General features: G+C 50.3%; 17 protein-coding genes. 5 read left to right on the plus strand and 12 right to left on the minus strand.

Features of this window, described 5'->3' with window-relative positions; translation table 11 throughout:
- The first annotated feature begins 25 nt into the window (after positions 1-25).
- Complete coding sequence (locus EDC23_RS11475) at positions 26-670, plus strand: rhomboid family intramembrane serine protease (protein ID WP_134084701.1); 645 nt, start codon at positions 26-28, stop codon at positions 668-670.
- A gap of 39 nt (positions 671-709) precedes the next feature.
- Here the strand turns inward: EDC23_RS11475 and EDC23_RS11480 are convergent, their stop codons facing one another.
- The 3 genes from EDC23_RS11480 to EDC23_RS11490 form a co-directional block, all read right to left on the minus strand.
- Entirely contained in the window at positions 710-1162 is a 453-nt protein-coding gene (locus EDC23_RS11480) for a YtoQ family protein (RefSeq protein ID WP_134084702.1), read from the minus strand.
- 102 nt (positions 1163-1264) lie between these two features.
- Positions 1265-1513: an addiction module protein gene (locus EDC23_RS11485; protein WP_166668852.1), complete on the minus strand. Its 249-nt coding sequence runs from the start codon at positions 1511-1513 to the stop codon at positions 1265-1267.
- Between the two features lie 157 nt (positions 1514-1670).
- Positions 1671-2420, minus strand: a complete 750-nt coding sequence (locus EDC23_RS11490; RefSeq protein ID WP_134084706.1) for a transposase — start codon at positions 2418-2420, stop codon at positions 1671-1673.
- 261 nt (positions 2421-2681) lie between these two features.
- Here EDC23_RS11490 and EDC23_RS11495 point away from each other — a divergent pair, with 261 nt between their 5' ends.
- Positions 2682-5249, plus strand: a complete 2568-nt coding sequence (locus tag EDC23_RS11495; RefSeq protein WP_134084708.1) for an EAL domain-containing protein — start codon at positions 2682-2684, stop codon at positions 5247-5249.
- A 287-nt stretch (positions 5250-5536) separates the two neighbouring features.
- Here the strand turns inward: EDC23_RS11495 and EDC23_RS11500 are convergent, their stop codons facing one another.
- Positions 5537-7015 (minus strand): sensor histidine kinase, encoded by a 1479-nt coding sequence (locus EDC23_RS11500; RefSeq protein WP_134084710.1) that lies wholly within the window; start codon positions 7013-7015, stop codon positions 5537-5539.
- Positions 7016-7021: 6 nt separating this feature from the next.
- Positions 7022-7720 (minus strand): response regulator transcription factor, encoded by a 699-nt coding sequence (locus EDC23_RS11505; RefSeq protein ID WP_134084962.1) that lies wholly within the window; start codon positions 7718-7720, stop codon positions 7022-7024.
- 257 nt (positions 7721-7977) lie between these two features.
- Here EDC23_RS11505 and bufA2 point away from each other — a divergent pair, with 257 nt between their 5' ends.
- From bufA2 to EDC23_RS11520, 3 genes are all read left to right on the plus strand, one after another.
- The gene (bufA2, locus tag EDC23_RS11510; protein WP_134084712.1) at positions 7978-8241 is read left to right on the plus strand and encodes a BufA2 family periplasmic bufferin-type metallophore; all 264 of its coding nucleotides are present in this window, start codon (positions 7978-7980) and stop codon (positions 8239-8241) included.
- A gap of 71 nt (positions 8242-8312) precedes the next feature.
- Positions 8313-9149: an MNIO family bufferin maturase gene (bufB, locus tag EDC23_RS11515; RefSeq protein ID WP_134084714.1), complete on the plus strand. Its 837-nt coding sequence runs from the start codon at positions 8313-8315 to the stop codon at positions 9147-9149.
- The gene (locus EDC23_RS11520; RefSeq protein WP_134084716.1) at positions 9146-9925 is read left to right on the plus strand and encodes an HvfC/BufC N-terminal domain-containing protein; all 780 of its coding nucleotides are present in this window, start codon (positions 9146-9148) and stop codon (positions 9923-9925) included. The genes bufB and EDC23_RS11520 overlap by 4 nt, the downstream gene beginning before the upstream one ends.
- Positions 9926-10030: 105 nt before the next feature.
- Here the strand turns inward: EDC23_RS11520 and EDC23_RS11525 are convergent, their stop codons facing one another.
- The 7 genes from EDC23_RS11525 to thiC form a co-directional block, all read right to left on the minus strand.
- Entirely contained in the window at positions 10031-10279 is a 249-nt protein-coding gene (locus tag EDC23_RS11525; RefSeq protein WP_166668853.1) for an addiction module protein, read from the minus strand.
- A gap of 173 nt (positions 10280-10452) precedes the next feature.
- Complete coding sequence (locus tag EDC23_RS11530) at positions 10453-10776, minus strand: hypothetical protein (RefSeq protein ID WP_134084720.1); 324 nt, start codon at positions 10774-10776, stop codon at positions 10453-10455.
- Between the two features lie 197 nt (positions 10777-10973).
- Positions 10974-12617, minus strand: a complete 1644-nt coding sequence (locus EDC23_RS11535; RefSeq protein ID WP_134084722.1) for a reverse transcriptase domain-containing protein — start codon at positions 12615-12617, stop codon at positions 10974-10976.
- Between the two features lie 273 nt (positions 12618-12890).
- Complete coding sequence (locus tag EDC23_RS11540) at positions 12891-13127, minus strand: DUF2442 domain-containing protein (RefSeq protein ID WP_134084724.1); 237 nt, start codon at positions 13125-13127, stop codon at positions 12891-12893.
- Positions 13114-13467 (minus strand): type II toxin-antitoxin system RelE/ParE family toxin, encoded by a 354-nt coding sequence (locus EDC23_RS11545; RefSeq protein ID WP_134084726.1) that lies wholly within the window; start codon positions 13465-13467, stop codon positions 13114-13116. Before EDC23_RS11545 ends, EDC23_RS11540 begins: the two co-directional genes overlap by 14 nt.
- A gap of 17 nt (positions 13468-13484) precedes the next feature.
- Entirely contained in the window at positions 13485-13730 is a 246-nt protein-coding gene (locus tag EDC23_RS11550) for an addiction module protein (RefSeq protein WP_134084728.1), read from the minus strand.
- A 394-nt stretch (positions 13731-14124) separates the two neighbouring features.
- Positions 14125-16014 carry a phosphomethylpyrimidine synthase ThiC gene (gene thiC, locus EDC23_RS11555; RefSeq protein ID WP_134084730.1) on the minus strand — a complete coding sequence of 630 codons (1890 nt, stop codon included), beginning with the start codon at positions 16012-16014 and terminating at the stop codon, positions 14125-14127.
- Positions 16015-16054 lie beyond the last annotated feature (40 nt).

Here is a 16054-nt window from a genome sequence, read left to right on the forward strand (position 1 = left end):
CGCTGTCTCTAGTATCATAGCTTTTATGAATCAACGAAATGCCTTTCCCATCCCGGTTGTCCCGGCACTGCTGATCATCAATGGTCTGCTATTCCTGCTGGAGATGACCGCCGGCGGCCGCCAGTTGATCGAGCTGTTTGCCCTGTGGCCGCTCGGTTCCGGATCGGGTGCCGGCTCGAGCCTGTTTGACAGCACGGCGCCCGGCTTTCAGATCTGGCAGCTGGTCACGTACTCGTTCCTGCACGGCGGGGTGTTTCATTTGCTGGTCAATATGTACGCCCTGTGGCTGTTCGGCTCGCGCATGGAAATGGTGTGGGGCTCGAAGGCCTTTTTGATTTACTACTTTGTCTGTGTCATCGGTGCCGCGCTGGTGCAGTTGCTGGTGGCCAGTCAAAGCGGAACGGTCTACCCCACCATCGGCGCCTCGGGCGGGGTATTCGGCCTGCTGCTGGCCTTTGGCCTGACCTTTCCCAACGAAAGGCTGATGTTGCTGTTTCCGCCGGTGGCGCTGAAGGCCAAGTGGTTCGTGTTGATCTATGGCGGCGTTGAACTCTATTTCGGCGTCACCGGCAGCTTTGCCGGCGTGGCCCACTTTGCCCACCTGGGTGGCATGCTGTTCGGTTATGTGCTGATTCGCTACTGGCGCAGCCATCCACCGCGCTATCGTTAGTCACATTGTTAATTCTGTTTTGACTGCAACTATCGCGGTTCAACGTTTATTAATGACGTACTCCAGTATCTCGACCACCTGCTCGGGGCTCTCACAGACGGCGTTGGCGGCCCGATCCACTTCTTTCAACGCGTGGGTCAACGCCGGATCATGCAGGGTGATAATGGACTTGCCCAGCGCGGCGGCATAGCCGGCATCGAACGCGGCATTCCACTGGCGATACTTGTCCCCGAACCGGACCACCACGATATCCGCGTCTTTAATCAACGTCTGGGTGCGAATAGCGTTAATCCCCGCACCTTTATGGTCATGCCAGAAGCTGTCGTCCTCTTTGCCCAGGATATTCACTCCGACGTCGTCACTACTGGCATGATCGGTAACGGGACTGACAAACGACACATCCAGACCCGCGGCCTGCGCCCCGCTCTGGATTCGCTCGCGCCAGTCGGTATGGATTTCACCGGAGAGATAGACGATCCACTGCTTGCTCATTTTCATAGAACCTTTAATAGCTTGAGCTTTTACTCTGATCCATATGTTTAAGGGTATGACTATTCAAGCCAATTGCTCTCGGCTGCTTTTTTCTAACCAACTTTATTTCTTTGGATATCGAGCTCTGAGCTCTGCCATAACCTGTTCGGCATCCAGGAGTTCGACCCGACCCTCATGCACATCCTGCACACGCCGTTGAATTTCTTCAAGCCACGCTGCATCCAATTCTTCGCGGGAGAGTATCTCGTCGTCTTTGTCCAGGCTGCGGATTAAATCGGCCGCAATGCGCGCCCGGTCCTGTATGGGCAGGGCCATTAGATCCTTTTCAATCTCTGCAATGCTACGTGACATGGTGTCCTCCTGCAGCGATTGTAGTTCATGAATTTTGAGAAACGCTACCTTCATACATACTTACCAGAAGACGGCAGGCATTCAACTATCCGGGACGGACCAACCTAACCTGTTGAAAAACTAAATTAATCCTTTCAATTCGACCTTCGATTGGCCCTTACAACGGCGGTTCGACCCCAAAATCGGCCTTGTAAGCCGTGGCCGGCTCCCGCAGTGCCAACATTCCGTGCTGTTCTTCAATGTCCCGGTAGCGGCCACGGCTGCCAAGTGTTGCCCTGACCGCCTCGAGAAATTCCCGGCCACCCACCGCCAGGCTCTGCGTCCAGCAAGTTTCGTGCGCGTACTCCCCGTTGGCCAATGCGGTTTCAATCCAGCCAGCATGTTGTTCCCGCAATCCGGCATCATGCTGAATACCCAGTAGATTACATAAGGCCAACCGATCGATCACGGCGTAGCATTGAGGCGGGTGCTGAATCTCACGGTAACCGCAGACAGTCCAGTCGTCCGGGTGGCTGACCACGCCGGCGCGTACCATGTTCAGGTCGACATACACCATGCAGCGCGCCAGATAGACCTCGCTATCGGCCGCCGTGGCGTGGTACCGGTCCTCCCAGAACGCCCCCTTGCGGCCTTTTCGCCGGTTGTATTCCTGCGCGACCCGTCCGGCAATCAGCTGCATTGACTCGGCAATCTCCCCTTCACCGTGATCGCGAACCAGCAGGTGAATGTGGTTGGAGGTGACAATGTAATTCAATACGCACAGGCCAAACCGCTTCCTGGCCTGGTACAGCCAGTACCGCCAGCGCTGGCGGTCTTTGGCGAATTTGAGCAGAAATTCCTGGCGGTGGCAGCGGTGCGTGATGTGCCAGACGTGATGAGGCAAGAAGTGACGATTGGCGCGCGGCATGGCGGCTTCCTCCTTAAAGCAGTGTTTTCATCCATGAAATGAGGCGTTTAAGGCCTCAGACAACCTGCATTTTAGTAAAAAATCTCACTCGTTCAACAAGTTACGGTGATCCGACCCCGGAATGCCTGGTTCGGTTGGTCCAATCCCTCGCTGGGTCTCTATCAGAAGCCGTCAGTAATAGCGGATACTTAATATCCGGTGAAATTGGCCGATAAGAATATAACGTACCTGGTTTAGTCAAGAAGTGAAGCATTACGCGATATGGAAGCAAATACAAACGAAGATCTCGCTCTTCAGCTTCAGCGCTATCAAAGGCTATTGGAATCCACCCAGGCTGTGCCCTGGGAGGCCAGCCTGCCCGATTGGCGGTTTACCTATATTGGCCCGCAGATTGTTGACATCCTCGGTTACACCGTCGAGCAATGGCAGGAACCCGATTTCTGGGTGCAACACCTCCATCCGGAGGACCGGGAGTGGGCAATGCAATACTGCCAGGATTCGGTTAGCCGCCTGGAAGATCATGAGTTCGAATATCGCATGATTGCCAACGATGGTCGCGTGGTTTGGTTTCGTGACATCGTCAATGTGATTCACGAAGACAATAAGACCGTAACGTTGCATGGCTTTATGTTCGATGTCACCGAGCGCAAGCAGATCGAACAGGTGATGCGAACCATGGCCAGCACCGGCTCATCCCTGGATATTAATGAATTCTATAAAATTTGCGTAAAAAACCTGGCGATGGTTTATAACAGCAAATATGCCTTTATAGGCTTGTTACAGGAGAGCAACCAGGATGTACGCACCGTAGCCGTTTGGTCTGGCAAGGATTATGCCGAAAATTTCGAATACAATCTCGATGGCACGCCGTGTAAAGAGATATTAAATCGCGAGAAGGAGCTTATTCCTAAAGATGCTTCTCTGCTATACCGCGACGACGAGTTGTTGGTGAACATGCAAATCCACAGCTACTTTGGCGCACCGTTAATTACCTCGGACGGTAAAACCATCGGCCTGGTATCTGTGATGGATATCAATCCGATGGTTCTCACCACCTTGACTTCGCCCATACTCAGTATATTCGCCACACGCATTGCTATCGAAACCGAACGACAGATTGCAATCAACAGCCTGACATATAGCCAGAATGCATTGACCCAGGCCCAACATATCGCCCATATAGGAAGCTTCGAATATGACCGGAAAAAAGACAAGTTTTTCTGGTCCAATGAAGCCCTGAGCATCCTCAACTGGACAGAAAAGAATCAAACCACCAACGACCTTAGTCACTATTGTGAACTGATAGACAATAAGGACCGTGAAGATTTCCTGATCCTGCTTGATGAATTGTTCAATAACAAGGAGTTTATCGAGCATGAACACAGGCTATTGCTGGATGGAAAAAATCGCCATATCGAATTTCGCGCCCATCACTATTTCGATAATATAAAACAACGTAACATATTGATTGGTACTATTCATGACGTAACAGAACGTTATGAGTATGAGCAAGAACTACAAAAAATGGCGAACTTTGATTCGCTCACAGGTTTGCCAAACCGTTGGATGCTAAACCAAAAACTGCATGATGCCATTGAGGCAGCGAAATCCAGCGGTATCTCCTTCTGTCTCGCCCTATTGGATCTCGACGGCTTCAAAGAGGTAAATGATACACTTGGCCATTTTGCAGGTGACAAGTTATTACGCCAGACTAAACCACGATTTGAAAACCTGTTGCGCGAACACGACTATATCGCCCGACTGGGTGGCGATGAGTTTGCTATCATCTTTTATCCAATTTCCCAAGTGAGTGAAGCTGAGCAACTGGTCAACTGTGTACACGCATCTTTTACCGAACCTTTTGAGCTCGAAAAGTCAAAAATTCAGGTAGGAGCCAGTATCGGTATAAGCGTATACCCTGATCATGGTAAAGAGAGCAGCGAGTTGTTACGGCATGCGGATGTGGCCATGTATCAGGCCAAAGAACTCCATTCCGGCCACTCAGTGTATGATGCTGAACGTGATCCATACGGCCCACGGCGCCTGGCCTTGATTAATGATATTCGTGGCGCCATAGAAGATGAACAGTTATTGGTTTACTACCAACCCAAGATTGATACCGTCACGGGTTTGGTCAAAGGGGTAGAAGCACTGGTTCGCTGGCAACATCCGGTACATGGATTTATTCCACCCAATGAATTCATTCCTTTTTGTGAAGTTAGCGATGTGATCCATGATTTGACTGACTACGTGGTAGTCAAATCTCTTAACGATACTCTGGCCTGGAATAAAGCCGGTCTTGATATCAAGGTATCGGTCAATATCGCAGCCCGCAACCTGATGAATCATTCCCTCTCCGAGCAGATACAGGCAGCGCTCACCAAAACATCGGCCTCAGCATCGATATTACAATTGGAGATCACCGAAAATGATTTAATGCATGATCCGGAAAGAGCCAAAACAACCGTGAAGAAACTATCTGAAATGGGCGTCGGACTGACTATTGATGACTTTGGTACCGGCTATTCGTCCTTGTCCTATCTCAAACATTTGCGGGTACAGGAACTCAAGATCGATCAATCTTTTGTCATAGATATGCTGAAGGATGAGAATGACGCGGTCATCGTCCGCTCCATCATCGACTTGGCGCACAGTCTCGGTTTGCAAGTCACTTCTGAAGGTGTTGAATCCGCCAATATCCTCAAACAGTTGCTCAGCTATGGTTGCGAACATGCCCAGGGATTTCACATCGCCAGACCTATGCCCGCCACGGAGCTCACCTCATGGTTAAAATCATTTAACTATCAGAAACTCTTTGAGAAGACTTAATTGCAGTCGGTTTCAGACGAAACTGGCAGCCCCTTCATTTTGGAAAACCACGATCTCTGAGCACTCTGTAAAGAGCTTCGCCCCCTTAAACGATAGAGCAAGAAGTGGCGATTGGCGCGCGGCATGACGACTTCCTCCTTAAAGCGACGTTTTCATCCATGAAATGAGGCGTTTAAGACCTCAGACAGCCTTTATTTTAGTAAAAAATATTCCTTTTTCAATAGGTTGCGGTGGTCCGACCCCGCCATGTTCAATAATAATGAGAGTCATTTGTCATCTTTTTTACGTCATACAGTTACATGATGTGTCGGTAAATCAAAAGAAAACACAGTTCCCTTATTTAACTTACTGGTGGCACGAATCACGCCGCCATGGAGCTCTATGATATTCTTGGCAATTGCCAGGCCGAGTCCGGTTCCCTTCTGACCCGCTTCGGGAGGTGCATAAAACCGTTCGAAAATGTGCGGCATATCCGTCGGGGCTATTCCACATCCACTATCTACCACCTCAAGTGACACAGTTTCAGCGTGCGGTGTAAGTATAACTGTTACCGTACCGCCGCGAGGCGTATGGCGTAATGCATTATCCAACAGGTTATCCAATACCCGTTCAATCAAGCCGACATCACCATACACAAAAGGCGGGTCATCTTCCAGACTCTGGATAAGTTGAACACCGTGTTGCTTGGCCTTGAGCTCGTATTTCTGAATTACATCCTGAACCAGTTCTTGAAAGGCAAATGGTTCCAGATTCGGCTTAATTTCATTCGCCTCCAGCTTGGCTAATTCGAACAAATCATCAACCAGCTGACCGAGATGCACGGCGTGACGAGTGGCAATCTCAATATAGTTCTGTTCTTCTTCGTTGGTTAGTTCGCCCTGCTTCAGGGTAAGAGTCTCCAGATAACCCTGCAATGAAGCAAGGGGCGTACGCAGATCGTGTGAAACATTGGCCACAAGCTCACGGCGCAAAGCATCTGTCTGACGCAGCTTGTCAATCTGATCAGTAATGCGATTTGCCATCGTATTGAAGCTTGCACTTAGCCGATCTATCTCATCCCCGCGATCGTCATGCCTGTATCGAAATGACGGAACATGGCTGCTGTTTTTGAAACTTTCCATGGCATTTGAAAGGTTTCGAAGACGACGGGTCAACAGAAAAAATAACAGCAGTGCCGCGAAAAGCACGAACAGCAACCCTGCAATTAAAACGCCGGTCCCGAGTTGCATTGTATAGCTACTTTTCAGCATTTCAGCAACGCCGACGTACTGTTCACTCGCCAGTATGATATACAGATATCCCTGTAGTAACTCATTAGTTTTAACAGGAGAAACTGAAAATATTTTACTGTCATCGGGATGACGTGGATCATTCCCCAGAATCGGCAACGCCTTCTCTTCTGATAAAAATTTATCGATCGGATCGAGGTCGATCTGCTTTTTATGAACTTTGCCCGGCGGTGCCGAGTAAGCAAGTATCTTCCCCTTTGGATCGAGCAGATAAATCTCCAGTGTGGGGTTTATCGTCATCATCATATCGAAAACATCGGCCAATGCTTCCCTGTTGATCTTCTGACTTTTTAACAGCAGTCGATCCTCGACGATATGAGTTGCCAGGTCACGGTTGAGCCGCTGCGTTACTTCCTGTTGATGACGTTCACTAAACACAACCATAACCTGTATAAAAAACACACCTATGACCACAAAAATTACGGCAAGAACCACCGCAATACGGGCATATAGGGTATGGAATAATGTACTGAGCATTTGCCTTTAGTGCTCTGCAAACTTGTAGCCGACACCCCAGACCGTAAGGATATAGCGGGGCTTTGTCGGATCACTCTCTATCTTGGTCCGCAGACGATTGATATGCGAATTTACTGTATGTTCATAGCCGTCATAACCGTAACCCCAGACCTGATCTAGCAGTTGTTCCCGCCGATAGACACGGCCCGGATGCCGGGCAAAGTGGACCAGCAGATCGAATTCCCTGGATGTAAGTGTCACGGGCTTACCGTCAAGATCCACTTCATGCTTTTCACAATCAATCACCAGCCCGTCTCGTTGGATCAGAGACTCGGATGTCGTACCGTTCTCCACCATCGCATCCATACGCCGAAAGATTGCTTTGACCCTGGCAATCAACTCGCGAATGCTGAAAGGTTTGGTGAGATAGTCATCGGCACCGGTTTCCAGGCCGAGCACTCTATCCAGTTCCGAGGTGCGGGCCGTAAGCATCAGGATAGGCAGGTAGCTCTTGTCGTTACGCAACGTCCGACAGATTTCGATACCATCCATATCAGGCAGCATAAGATCAAGAATAACCAGGTTATAGTTACCTTCATGGGCCATTTTCATGCCTTCGCGACCACTATAGGCCACGTCTGTCTCGGTGGACAGATCCCGCAGATTCATGCGTACCAACCCGGCAATATCCCGGTTATCTTCAATGACCAGCACTCTGCGTGACATCATTTTCCTCCCACTCCGTCTGACAAATACTAGACCATAAATAGCCGGTAAAATTTCACAAAAGCATCACAACGAGAGACTGACCGTCATGACATTCTCGTATATAAGAAAATCATGATAATAAAAATCAGAACTTTCCATGGGCTGTGATAATTTCGTGACAACCTTTTATTACAAATTGTAAGGACAGTGTCCGGTCCAATTCCCCGGATATAACATGTTCGTTCAGAACGCTCATCATTAAAAGGAGTATCCTCATGATTTCAAGACGAAAATTTGCCAAATTGTCTATCGCTAGCATCGCGGGCTCAATGTTTGCAACGGCTCCGGTTCTGGCCGGTAGTGGCGACAAAGAAGCCAAAGTCAAATGTTACGGCGTCAATAAATGCAAGGGACATAATGACTGCCAGACAGCTAAAAACCAATGCAAGGGGCATGGCTCCTGCAAAGGCCAGGGATTTATCAAAATGTCCAAACACGCCTGTCAGGAAATTGGCGGTTCAGTCAATAGTCCCGAATAAATCCATACTGTATGGGTCACCCTTTTGGGTGGCCCCCTTGCAGCGAATTTAATAACCGAAGGACAGGATACATGACTACGCCACCTTATCTCGGCTACGGTCTGGGCCTGCGCAAGGAACACTACAAGACCATTCTGGACGAGCAGCCTGCGGTAGACTGGTTCGAGATCCTTTCGGAAAATTACATGGTAGACGGTGGCAAGCCACTGTACTATCTGGATCGGATTCGTGAACAATACCCCATGGTCATGCACGGTGTCTCGCTGTCGATCGGGGGTACCGATCCCCTGGATAAAGCCTATCTCACCCGACTCAAGGCACTCGCAAAACGGGTGCGGCCCGCCTGGATTTCGGATCATCTCTGCTGGACCGGTGTACACGGCACCAATCTGCACGATCTCATGCCATTACCCTATACCGAAGAGACCGTTCGCCACGTGGTCGACAGGATCGCACAGGTACAGGAATACCTGGGCCGTCAGATTCTGCTCGAGAATGTCTCCAGTTACGTGGCGTTTAAGGATTCTGAATTCACAGAATGGGAGTTTCTGCGTGAAGTTGCCGAACAGTCCGATTGCCTGATTCTGCTGGATATCAACAATATTCATGTCAGTGCTTTCAACCACAACTTCGATCCGCATGCTTACCTGGCCGCTATCCCGCCGGAACGGGTCTACCAATTTCATCTCGCCGGTCATACCCATGAGGGTGATCTGATCATCGATACCCATGACCACCCGATTGTGGATCCGGTATGGGATCTCTATGCCGCGGCGGTCCGGCGCTTTGGCCATGTCTCGACCATGATCGAGCGCGACGACAATATTCCCCCCCTGGGCGAATTGCTCGTGGAACTGGAACAGGCCCGACGAATCGCCCTGAACATCCAGCATGAGCGGGTCGCATGAAACACCTGGAACAGTTACAGCACGATTTTCAGCATAGCCTGCTGACCGACGACAGTCGCAGCGTACTAGCGGCTATTACTGCCGCAGGCCGGGCCGGACCCGGCAGACAACTTTCGGTGTATACCAATGCCTATCGTTCGCGACTGCGGGAAGTGCTGGAACTCGATTTCCCGGTACTCGCCGCCGCGCTGGGTGAACAGGCCTTCGAAGAACTGGCCTTCGCCTACATCAATGCCTGTCCATCGCAGGGCTATTCACTGCGCAGTTTCGGCGCACAACTGGCTGAATTTCTCGATACGCAACCGGATTACTGCCGGACACCCGTGCTGGCCGAACTGGCCGGTTTCGAGTGGAAACTGGGCACTGCCTTCGACGCTGCCGACGTCCCTCCGGTAACGGTAAAAACCATGGCCGATATCGCGCCTGACAGGTGGCCCGAACTGCGACTGGTATTTCGCCCCAGTGTGCAACGCTGCGACTTTGAGTGGAACACACCGGCGTTGTGGCAGGCATACAAGTCGGAAATGCCGATACCTGAAGTGCAGAAAAATCCCGCGACCGAGCCGTGGCTGATCTGGCGCAGGGACCTGTCTGTCCATTTCCGATCTCTGGAAAACGATGAAGCCTTGTTGATGACGCTGGCCCTGCAAGGAAAAACCTTCGAAGAACAGTGTGAAGCACTGGCTCGCGATATGAGCAGAGACGAAACCCCACTGCGCGCGGCCTCTATACTCAAACGCTGGGTCAGTGACGGCCTGATCAGCAGGATCGATTGACAACCAGAAGGGACCTTATGAACTGTCCGGGTCGGACCAATATAACCTGTTTAAGGGTATGACGATTCAAGCCAATTGCTCTCGGCTGCTTTTTTCTAACCAACTTTATTTCTTTGGATATCGAGCTCTGAGCTCTGCCATAACCTGTTCGGCATCCAGGAGTTCGACCCGACCCTCATGCACATCCTGCACACGCCGTTGAATTTCTTCAAGCCACGCTGCATCCAATTCTTCGCGGGAGAGTGTCTCGTCGTCTTTGTCCAGGCTGCGGATTAAATCGGCCGCAATGCGCGCCCAGTCCTGTATGGGCAGGGCCATTAGATCCTTTTCAATCTCTGCAATGCTACGTGACATGGTGTCCTCCTGCAGCGATTGTAGCTCATGAATTTTGAGAAACGCTACGTTCATACATACTTACCGGAGGGCGGCAGGAATGATTGCAAATGATAATGAGACGCGTTTGTCACCGGCCCCTTTTACGCTTTTGCTTATTCAACAGGTTGCGGTGGTCCGACCCAGCCATGTCCTCAGCCAAAATGCTCCTCTATCCACTGAAACAGTTTCTGTGTATCCATCTCTGAGAGCGCCATGCTCTGAAAGTCGTCACCCACTTCTTCTTCAATCGTAATGAACTGGTACAGCAGCATGCCAGGCTGTTCATCATGCAGAATCAGAGTTATACGGCGACGAGTGCGCAGGCAGTCAATGGTCATAACATCGGCAGGAATGCCGGCGTCCCGCATGCCGCGGCGCACCTCTACCACCGGGTTGATGTGTTCGTGACTGGCCTGAATGCGGGCGTGGGCATCGTTGACCATATCGGAAAGAGCTTTCAGGGGTTCTTCAGACATAACGCTCACATTTTTTTGTAGTGAATGGAAACGAGTCAGTGGGTGTTATTGCGAAAGCGGAACAAGGTGATAGTCACCCACCATCTCCCTTGCCAGATGCCGGATGCGGTCGGGAGCATAAACCACCTTTTCCAAATAATCGGGGTCAGGGCTTGTCTTTTGTCAACCGAAAGGCAAAACGCAAGACCTGACCCTGTTTATTCTGTTTTATATCCATCAGAATTATAAACTGCTTCTATCTCCTGCAACACTACACAAGAATTTCTTTTATATTTTTCATCAACCCCCTTTTGAGCCATACCTATAACATTAGAATCTGCATCAACTATTGGACCACCGCTATCACCAGATCGAATCAACTGATTGATTTCGACTTTATTAACACCGCTCTCTACGAATGTCATCGTAATATTAGCGTCTACTATCGAATAGCTATGACCCGGCGCATATCCTGGGAAGCCTAATAGTTTTACTTGCTGTTGTATATAAGGAATTGACTGCGACTTTTGAAGTTCATTATTTGGTGGGTTTTCATCTTCATCAACCACCAACGAACATATTGCTATATCTCTATGGCGGCAAATTCGATCAACTTTAATAGTATATCGCTTTGTAGTTTCTGAATATTTGAATACTTCAATTTCTTCATAAATTTCGCCATCATCATTAGAGACCACATGCGCGCATGTTATGATACCTACGTCAGATAAGTGGAAACCCGTCCCCTGGGAAACCCTTACCTCATCATTATAATCGTAACATGCCTCAACAACCCATATAGAATTAATCGCATTCTGTTCTGGCTCTGTTATTTCTACAATAATAAATTTATGCTCATTTCCAACCAACTCATTGAACTGCTTGGCATATTTTATATATACTGGATCACGTTTTGACCTGATATTATTTAGAAACGCCAATTTCCCTTTAACAACGTGCAGATAAGAAGTCTCTTTCCCAGAAGCTCGATGTTTTCTATTGTATTTATTATTATATTCTTCCTCTGCCTTATCATAACCAAATTTTCTCCAAGCATGAAGCATAGAAGACAATTGTCTGATAAACTTCCGCTTCACATTTATAAATTCATTTACTGTTAGACCAGTCACCTCCATCCTTGAATACTTTCCTCTCAAACGGACTTTACTGTAATTAATACGAAAGCCGTTATCTTCAATTATACCTGTCAAAGTGCGCCCAGGTCGGGCATCACCTTCACTAACACTCACTATCTCTTCTGGTAATCTATTTTTGTTGCATGTAAAAGAAAAGCTTATATCATCGGCATAACGCGTATATGTGCAATTCGTTATTTTCGCTAGCTGTTGAAGTTGCGAATCTAATTTCCATGCAATCATATTTGAAATTATTGGTGAGGTAGGCGCACCTTGAGGCAAGGCATTTTCAAAGCAACATATCTGGGCGAGTATTGTGGCAACAGTATTATTAAAATTGAACGGACTGGATTTAAAAAGATTCCTTACCCTTCCAAAATGGATTTCTCCAAAGAAATTTTCTATATCAATGTTAAATATATATCTTTTATCTAGGTGTTTTTCTGCATTGGTCACAATGCTCTTATTCTTTACAAACCCGTGCGCTGCTGGTTTAGTTGGATATATATCATACAAAACATCTTTTAATGTTATTTGTATTAATTTTAGTTTTTTTGAGGGCGCATTTATATGCCTTTCTCCACCGCTCTTCTTAGGTATAACAAAATGGTGATACTTATATTCAAAATCTGTTTTATATATTATCTTTGAAAGATCGGCGTAGGAAAGACCAAAATATTTCGCTAATTCCTGATGAGTTTTTATATTTAGAAAAGCGTCTTTCATATAAGAATAGGGCGGAAGGAAGCCTAGGAATTTCTCTTATAAAACTAAGCGAAACCTTGTACTGTCACAGTCACAGTAGCGCAAGGTAAGCGTATAAGAGTCACCTTCTATTGGCCACCGCAGATAGTCAGTGGAAATTAATTATTCTAGGCTTCCTTCCATAGTTACTAATGTAAATTTATGCTCTTAAAAGTAGCACAATTATAAAAGGCTCGCATCAACCGCCAAAAGGGATCGGTGAAAAACAATAATCATTTGCATCTTCACTTACCACTACCCCTTCGACTCCAACGGATAATCCTCTGGCCTTTTGATAATCGCCAGCGACAGATCCACATCCAGATCCGGCCAGTACAGATGCTCCGCACCCTGTAGCTCAATATTACTGAGCGCGGCGATACTGGCATCACGGAACCAGGGGAAATCTTCGAAGGCCAGGAAATGCTCTTCCCCGTTCCAGAGCAACCAGAAGCCATGCGCGGAGACGTTGGTGAGCTCAACTGCCGGCATGATTGATTATATTTGCCGAATACCCGCTTTCTGGCTCACGAATGCTTTTGCCTTTCGGGCCCAACCAGTAGCCAGGTTCGCGATGTTGGTGAGCCACAGCAATTACACGAATTTCATTCTCACGTATACGATAGATTATATTGAACGGAAAACGTTTCATTACCAGTCTTCGATGATGCTCTTCCAGCCGTAGGCCAATCTCAGGATTCTCAAAACATAGTTCAATCTGAGCATCTAATTCCTCCATAAATTCCATACCAAGACCTGGCGAACTCTTATTGTAATTTCTGACAATAGCCTGCAGTTCTTTCTGCGCTCTAAAACTGTATGTTGCTCTCATCCTTGAGATAACCTCTACTATTCCCGAAGTACTGATTTTAACGACGCCATTAATTCTTCATGCGACACCAAAGTCGCTTTACCACTGTCGATTTCCGCTTCCCGCCGCCGGACTTCTTCCAGCCACGCGGCTTCCCATTCTTCGCGCGAGAGCGGCTCATCGTCGTTGTCCAGGCTGCGGATTAAATCAAGGGCGATGCGTGACCGGTCCTGTTCGGGCAGGGCCATGAGTTCCTTCTCAATGTCGTCGATGTTGCGTGCCATGATCTGTCCTCCTGCAGCTGATTGTAGTCCATGATTTTGCGGGTTGCCTGCTCGGCGCTTCGGGCAGGGGCGGGTTACTAGGTGCTAGTGACGAGTACTGTTGATCTACTCCCCTCTCCCTAACCCTCCCCCGGCCCTTCGGGCAGGGACGAGTTACGAGGTGCTAGTGACAAGGCTATTGATCTGATCACCCCTCCCTAACCCTCCCCGGCCCTTCGGGCAGGGACGAGTTACGAGGTGCTAGTGACGAGTACTGTTAATCTACTCCCCTCTCCCCCGCATCAAGTGCGGGGCAGGCTCTAACCTCCCCTTATACGCGAGGGAAGTTGGATTCCGGCCTGCGCCGGAATGACGAGCGAAGAGCGAGATTGCCGCGCTTCGCTCGTAATGACAACTAGGTCTTCTGGTAGATTTCGGCACCCTTGTCCACAAACTCCACCGATTTTTCCTTCATGCCTTCCTTGAGCGCTTCCTCTTCACTCACGCCAAGTTTAGCCGCGTATTCGCGCACATCCTGCGTAATTTTCATCGAACAGAAGTTCGGCCCACACATAGAGCAGAAGTGCGCCACCTTGTGCGCCTCCTTGGGCATGGTCTCGTCGTGGAATTCTCTGGCCCGATCGGGATCGAGCGAGAGGTTGAACTGGTCCTCCCAGCGGAATTCAAAGCGCGCTTTACTCAGGGCGTTGTCGCGCACCTGGGTGCCGGGGAAGCCTTTGGCCAGGTCCGAGGCGTGGGCGGCGATCTTGTAGGTGATGATGCCGTCGCGTACGTCCTGCTTGTTGGGCAGGCCCAGGTGTTCCTTGGGCGTGACGTAGCAGAGCATGGCGGTGCCGTACCAGCCGATGTTGGCGGCGCCGATGCCGGAGGTGATGTGGTCGTAGGCCGGGGCGATGTCAGTGACCAGCGGGCCTAATGTATAGAACGGGGCCTCGTAGCAGTCGGCCAGTTCCTTCTCGACGTTTTCTTTAACCTTGTGCAGCGGCACGTGGCCGGGGCCTTCGATCATCACCTGGCAGTCGTGTTCCCAGGCTTTTTGGGTCAGCTCGCCCAGGGTTTCCAGCTCGGCGAACTGGGCGGCGTCGTTGGCGTCGGCGATGCAGCCGGGGCGCAGGCCGTCGCCCAGTGAGAAGCTGACGTCATAGGCCTTCATGATCTCGCAGATCTCATCGAAATGCGTGTAGAGGAAACTTTCGGTGTGATGGGCCAGGCACCACTTGGCCATGATCGAGCCACCGCGGGAGACGATGCCGGTGAGTCGCTCGGCGGTCAGCGGCACGTAGCGCAGCAGCACGCCGGCGTGGATGGTGAAGTAGTCCACGCCCTGCTCGGCCTGCTCGATTAAGGTATCGCGGAAGATCTCCCAGGTCAGGTCCTCGGCCTTGCCGTCGACCTTCTCCAGTGCCTGGTAGATGGGCACGGTGCCGATGGGCATGGGCGCGTTGCGCAGGATCCATTCACGGGTTTCGTGGATGTTCTTGCCCGTCGACAGATCCATCAACGTATCGCCGCCCCAGCGGGCCGACCAGACCATCTTCTCGACTTCTTCTTCGATGCTGGAGGTGACCGCCGAGTTGCCGATGTTGGTGTTCACCTTGGTGCGGAAGTTGCGGCCGATGATCATCGGCTCCAGTTCCGGGTGGTTGATGTTGGCCGGGATGATGGCGCGGCCGCGGGCCACCTCGTCGCGTACGAACTCGGGGGTGATCTCCTCCGGGATGCTGGCGCCGAAACTCTCGCCGGCATGCTGGCGCAACAACTTCGCGTATCTTGGATCACCGCGCATCTCCTGCAGCTTGTTGTTCTCGCGGATGGCGATGTATTCCATCTCGGGGGTGATGATGCCCTGCCTCGCGTAGTGCATCTGGGTCACGTTCTTGCCCGCTTTGGCGCGGCGCGGCTGGCGAATGTGCTCGAAGCGCAGGTGGGCCAGCTCCGGATCGTCCTGGCGCTGGCGGCCGTACTCGCTGGTCGGCCCGTCGAGCAGTTCGGTGTCGTCGCGCTCGGCGATCCAGTTGGCGCGCACCTCGGCCAGGCCCTGGCGCAGATCGATGGTCACCTGCGGATCGGTGTAGGGGCCGGAGGTGTCGTAGATATAGATGGGTGGGTTGAGTTCCTCGCCCTGCTCGGTATGGGTCGGGGTGCACTCGACCTCGCGCATCGGCACGCGCAGATCCTCGCGCGAGCCGGTGACGTAGGTCTTTTTGGAACTGGGAAACGGCCGGGTGACGTCGTCGGAGAGTTGGGCCGTCTTCTGGATAAAGTCTTCGGGGATAGCGCTCATGGTGTTTGCCTCATAGCTGAATTCCACGACCGCACACGAA

The organism is Thiohalophilus thiocyanatoxydans, from assembly GCF_004366735.1.
Lineage (GTDB): Bacteria > Pseudomonadota > Gammaproteobacteria > UBA6429 > Thiohalophilaceae > Thiohalophilus > Thiohalophilus thiocyanatoxydans.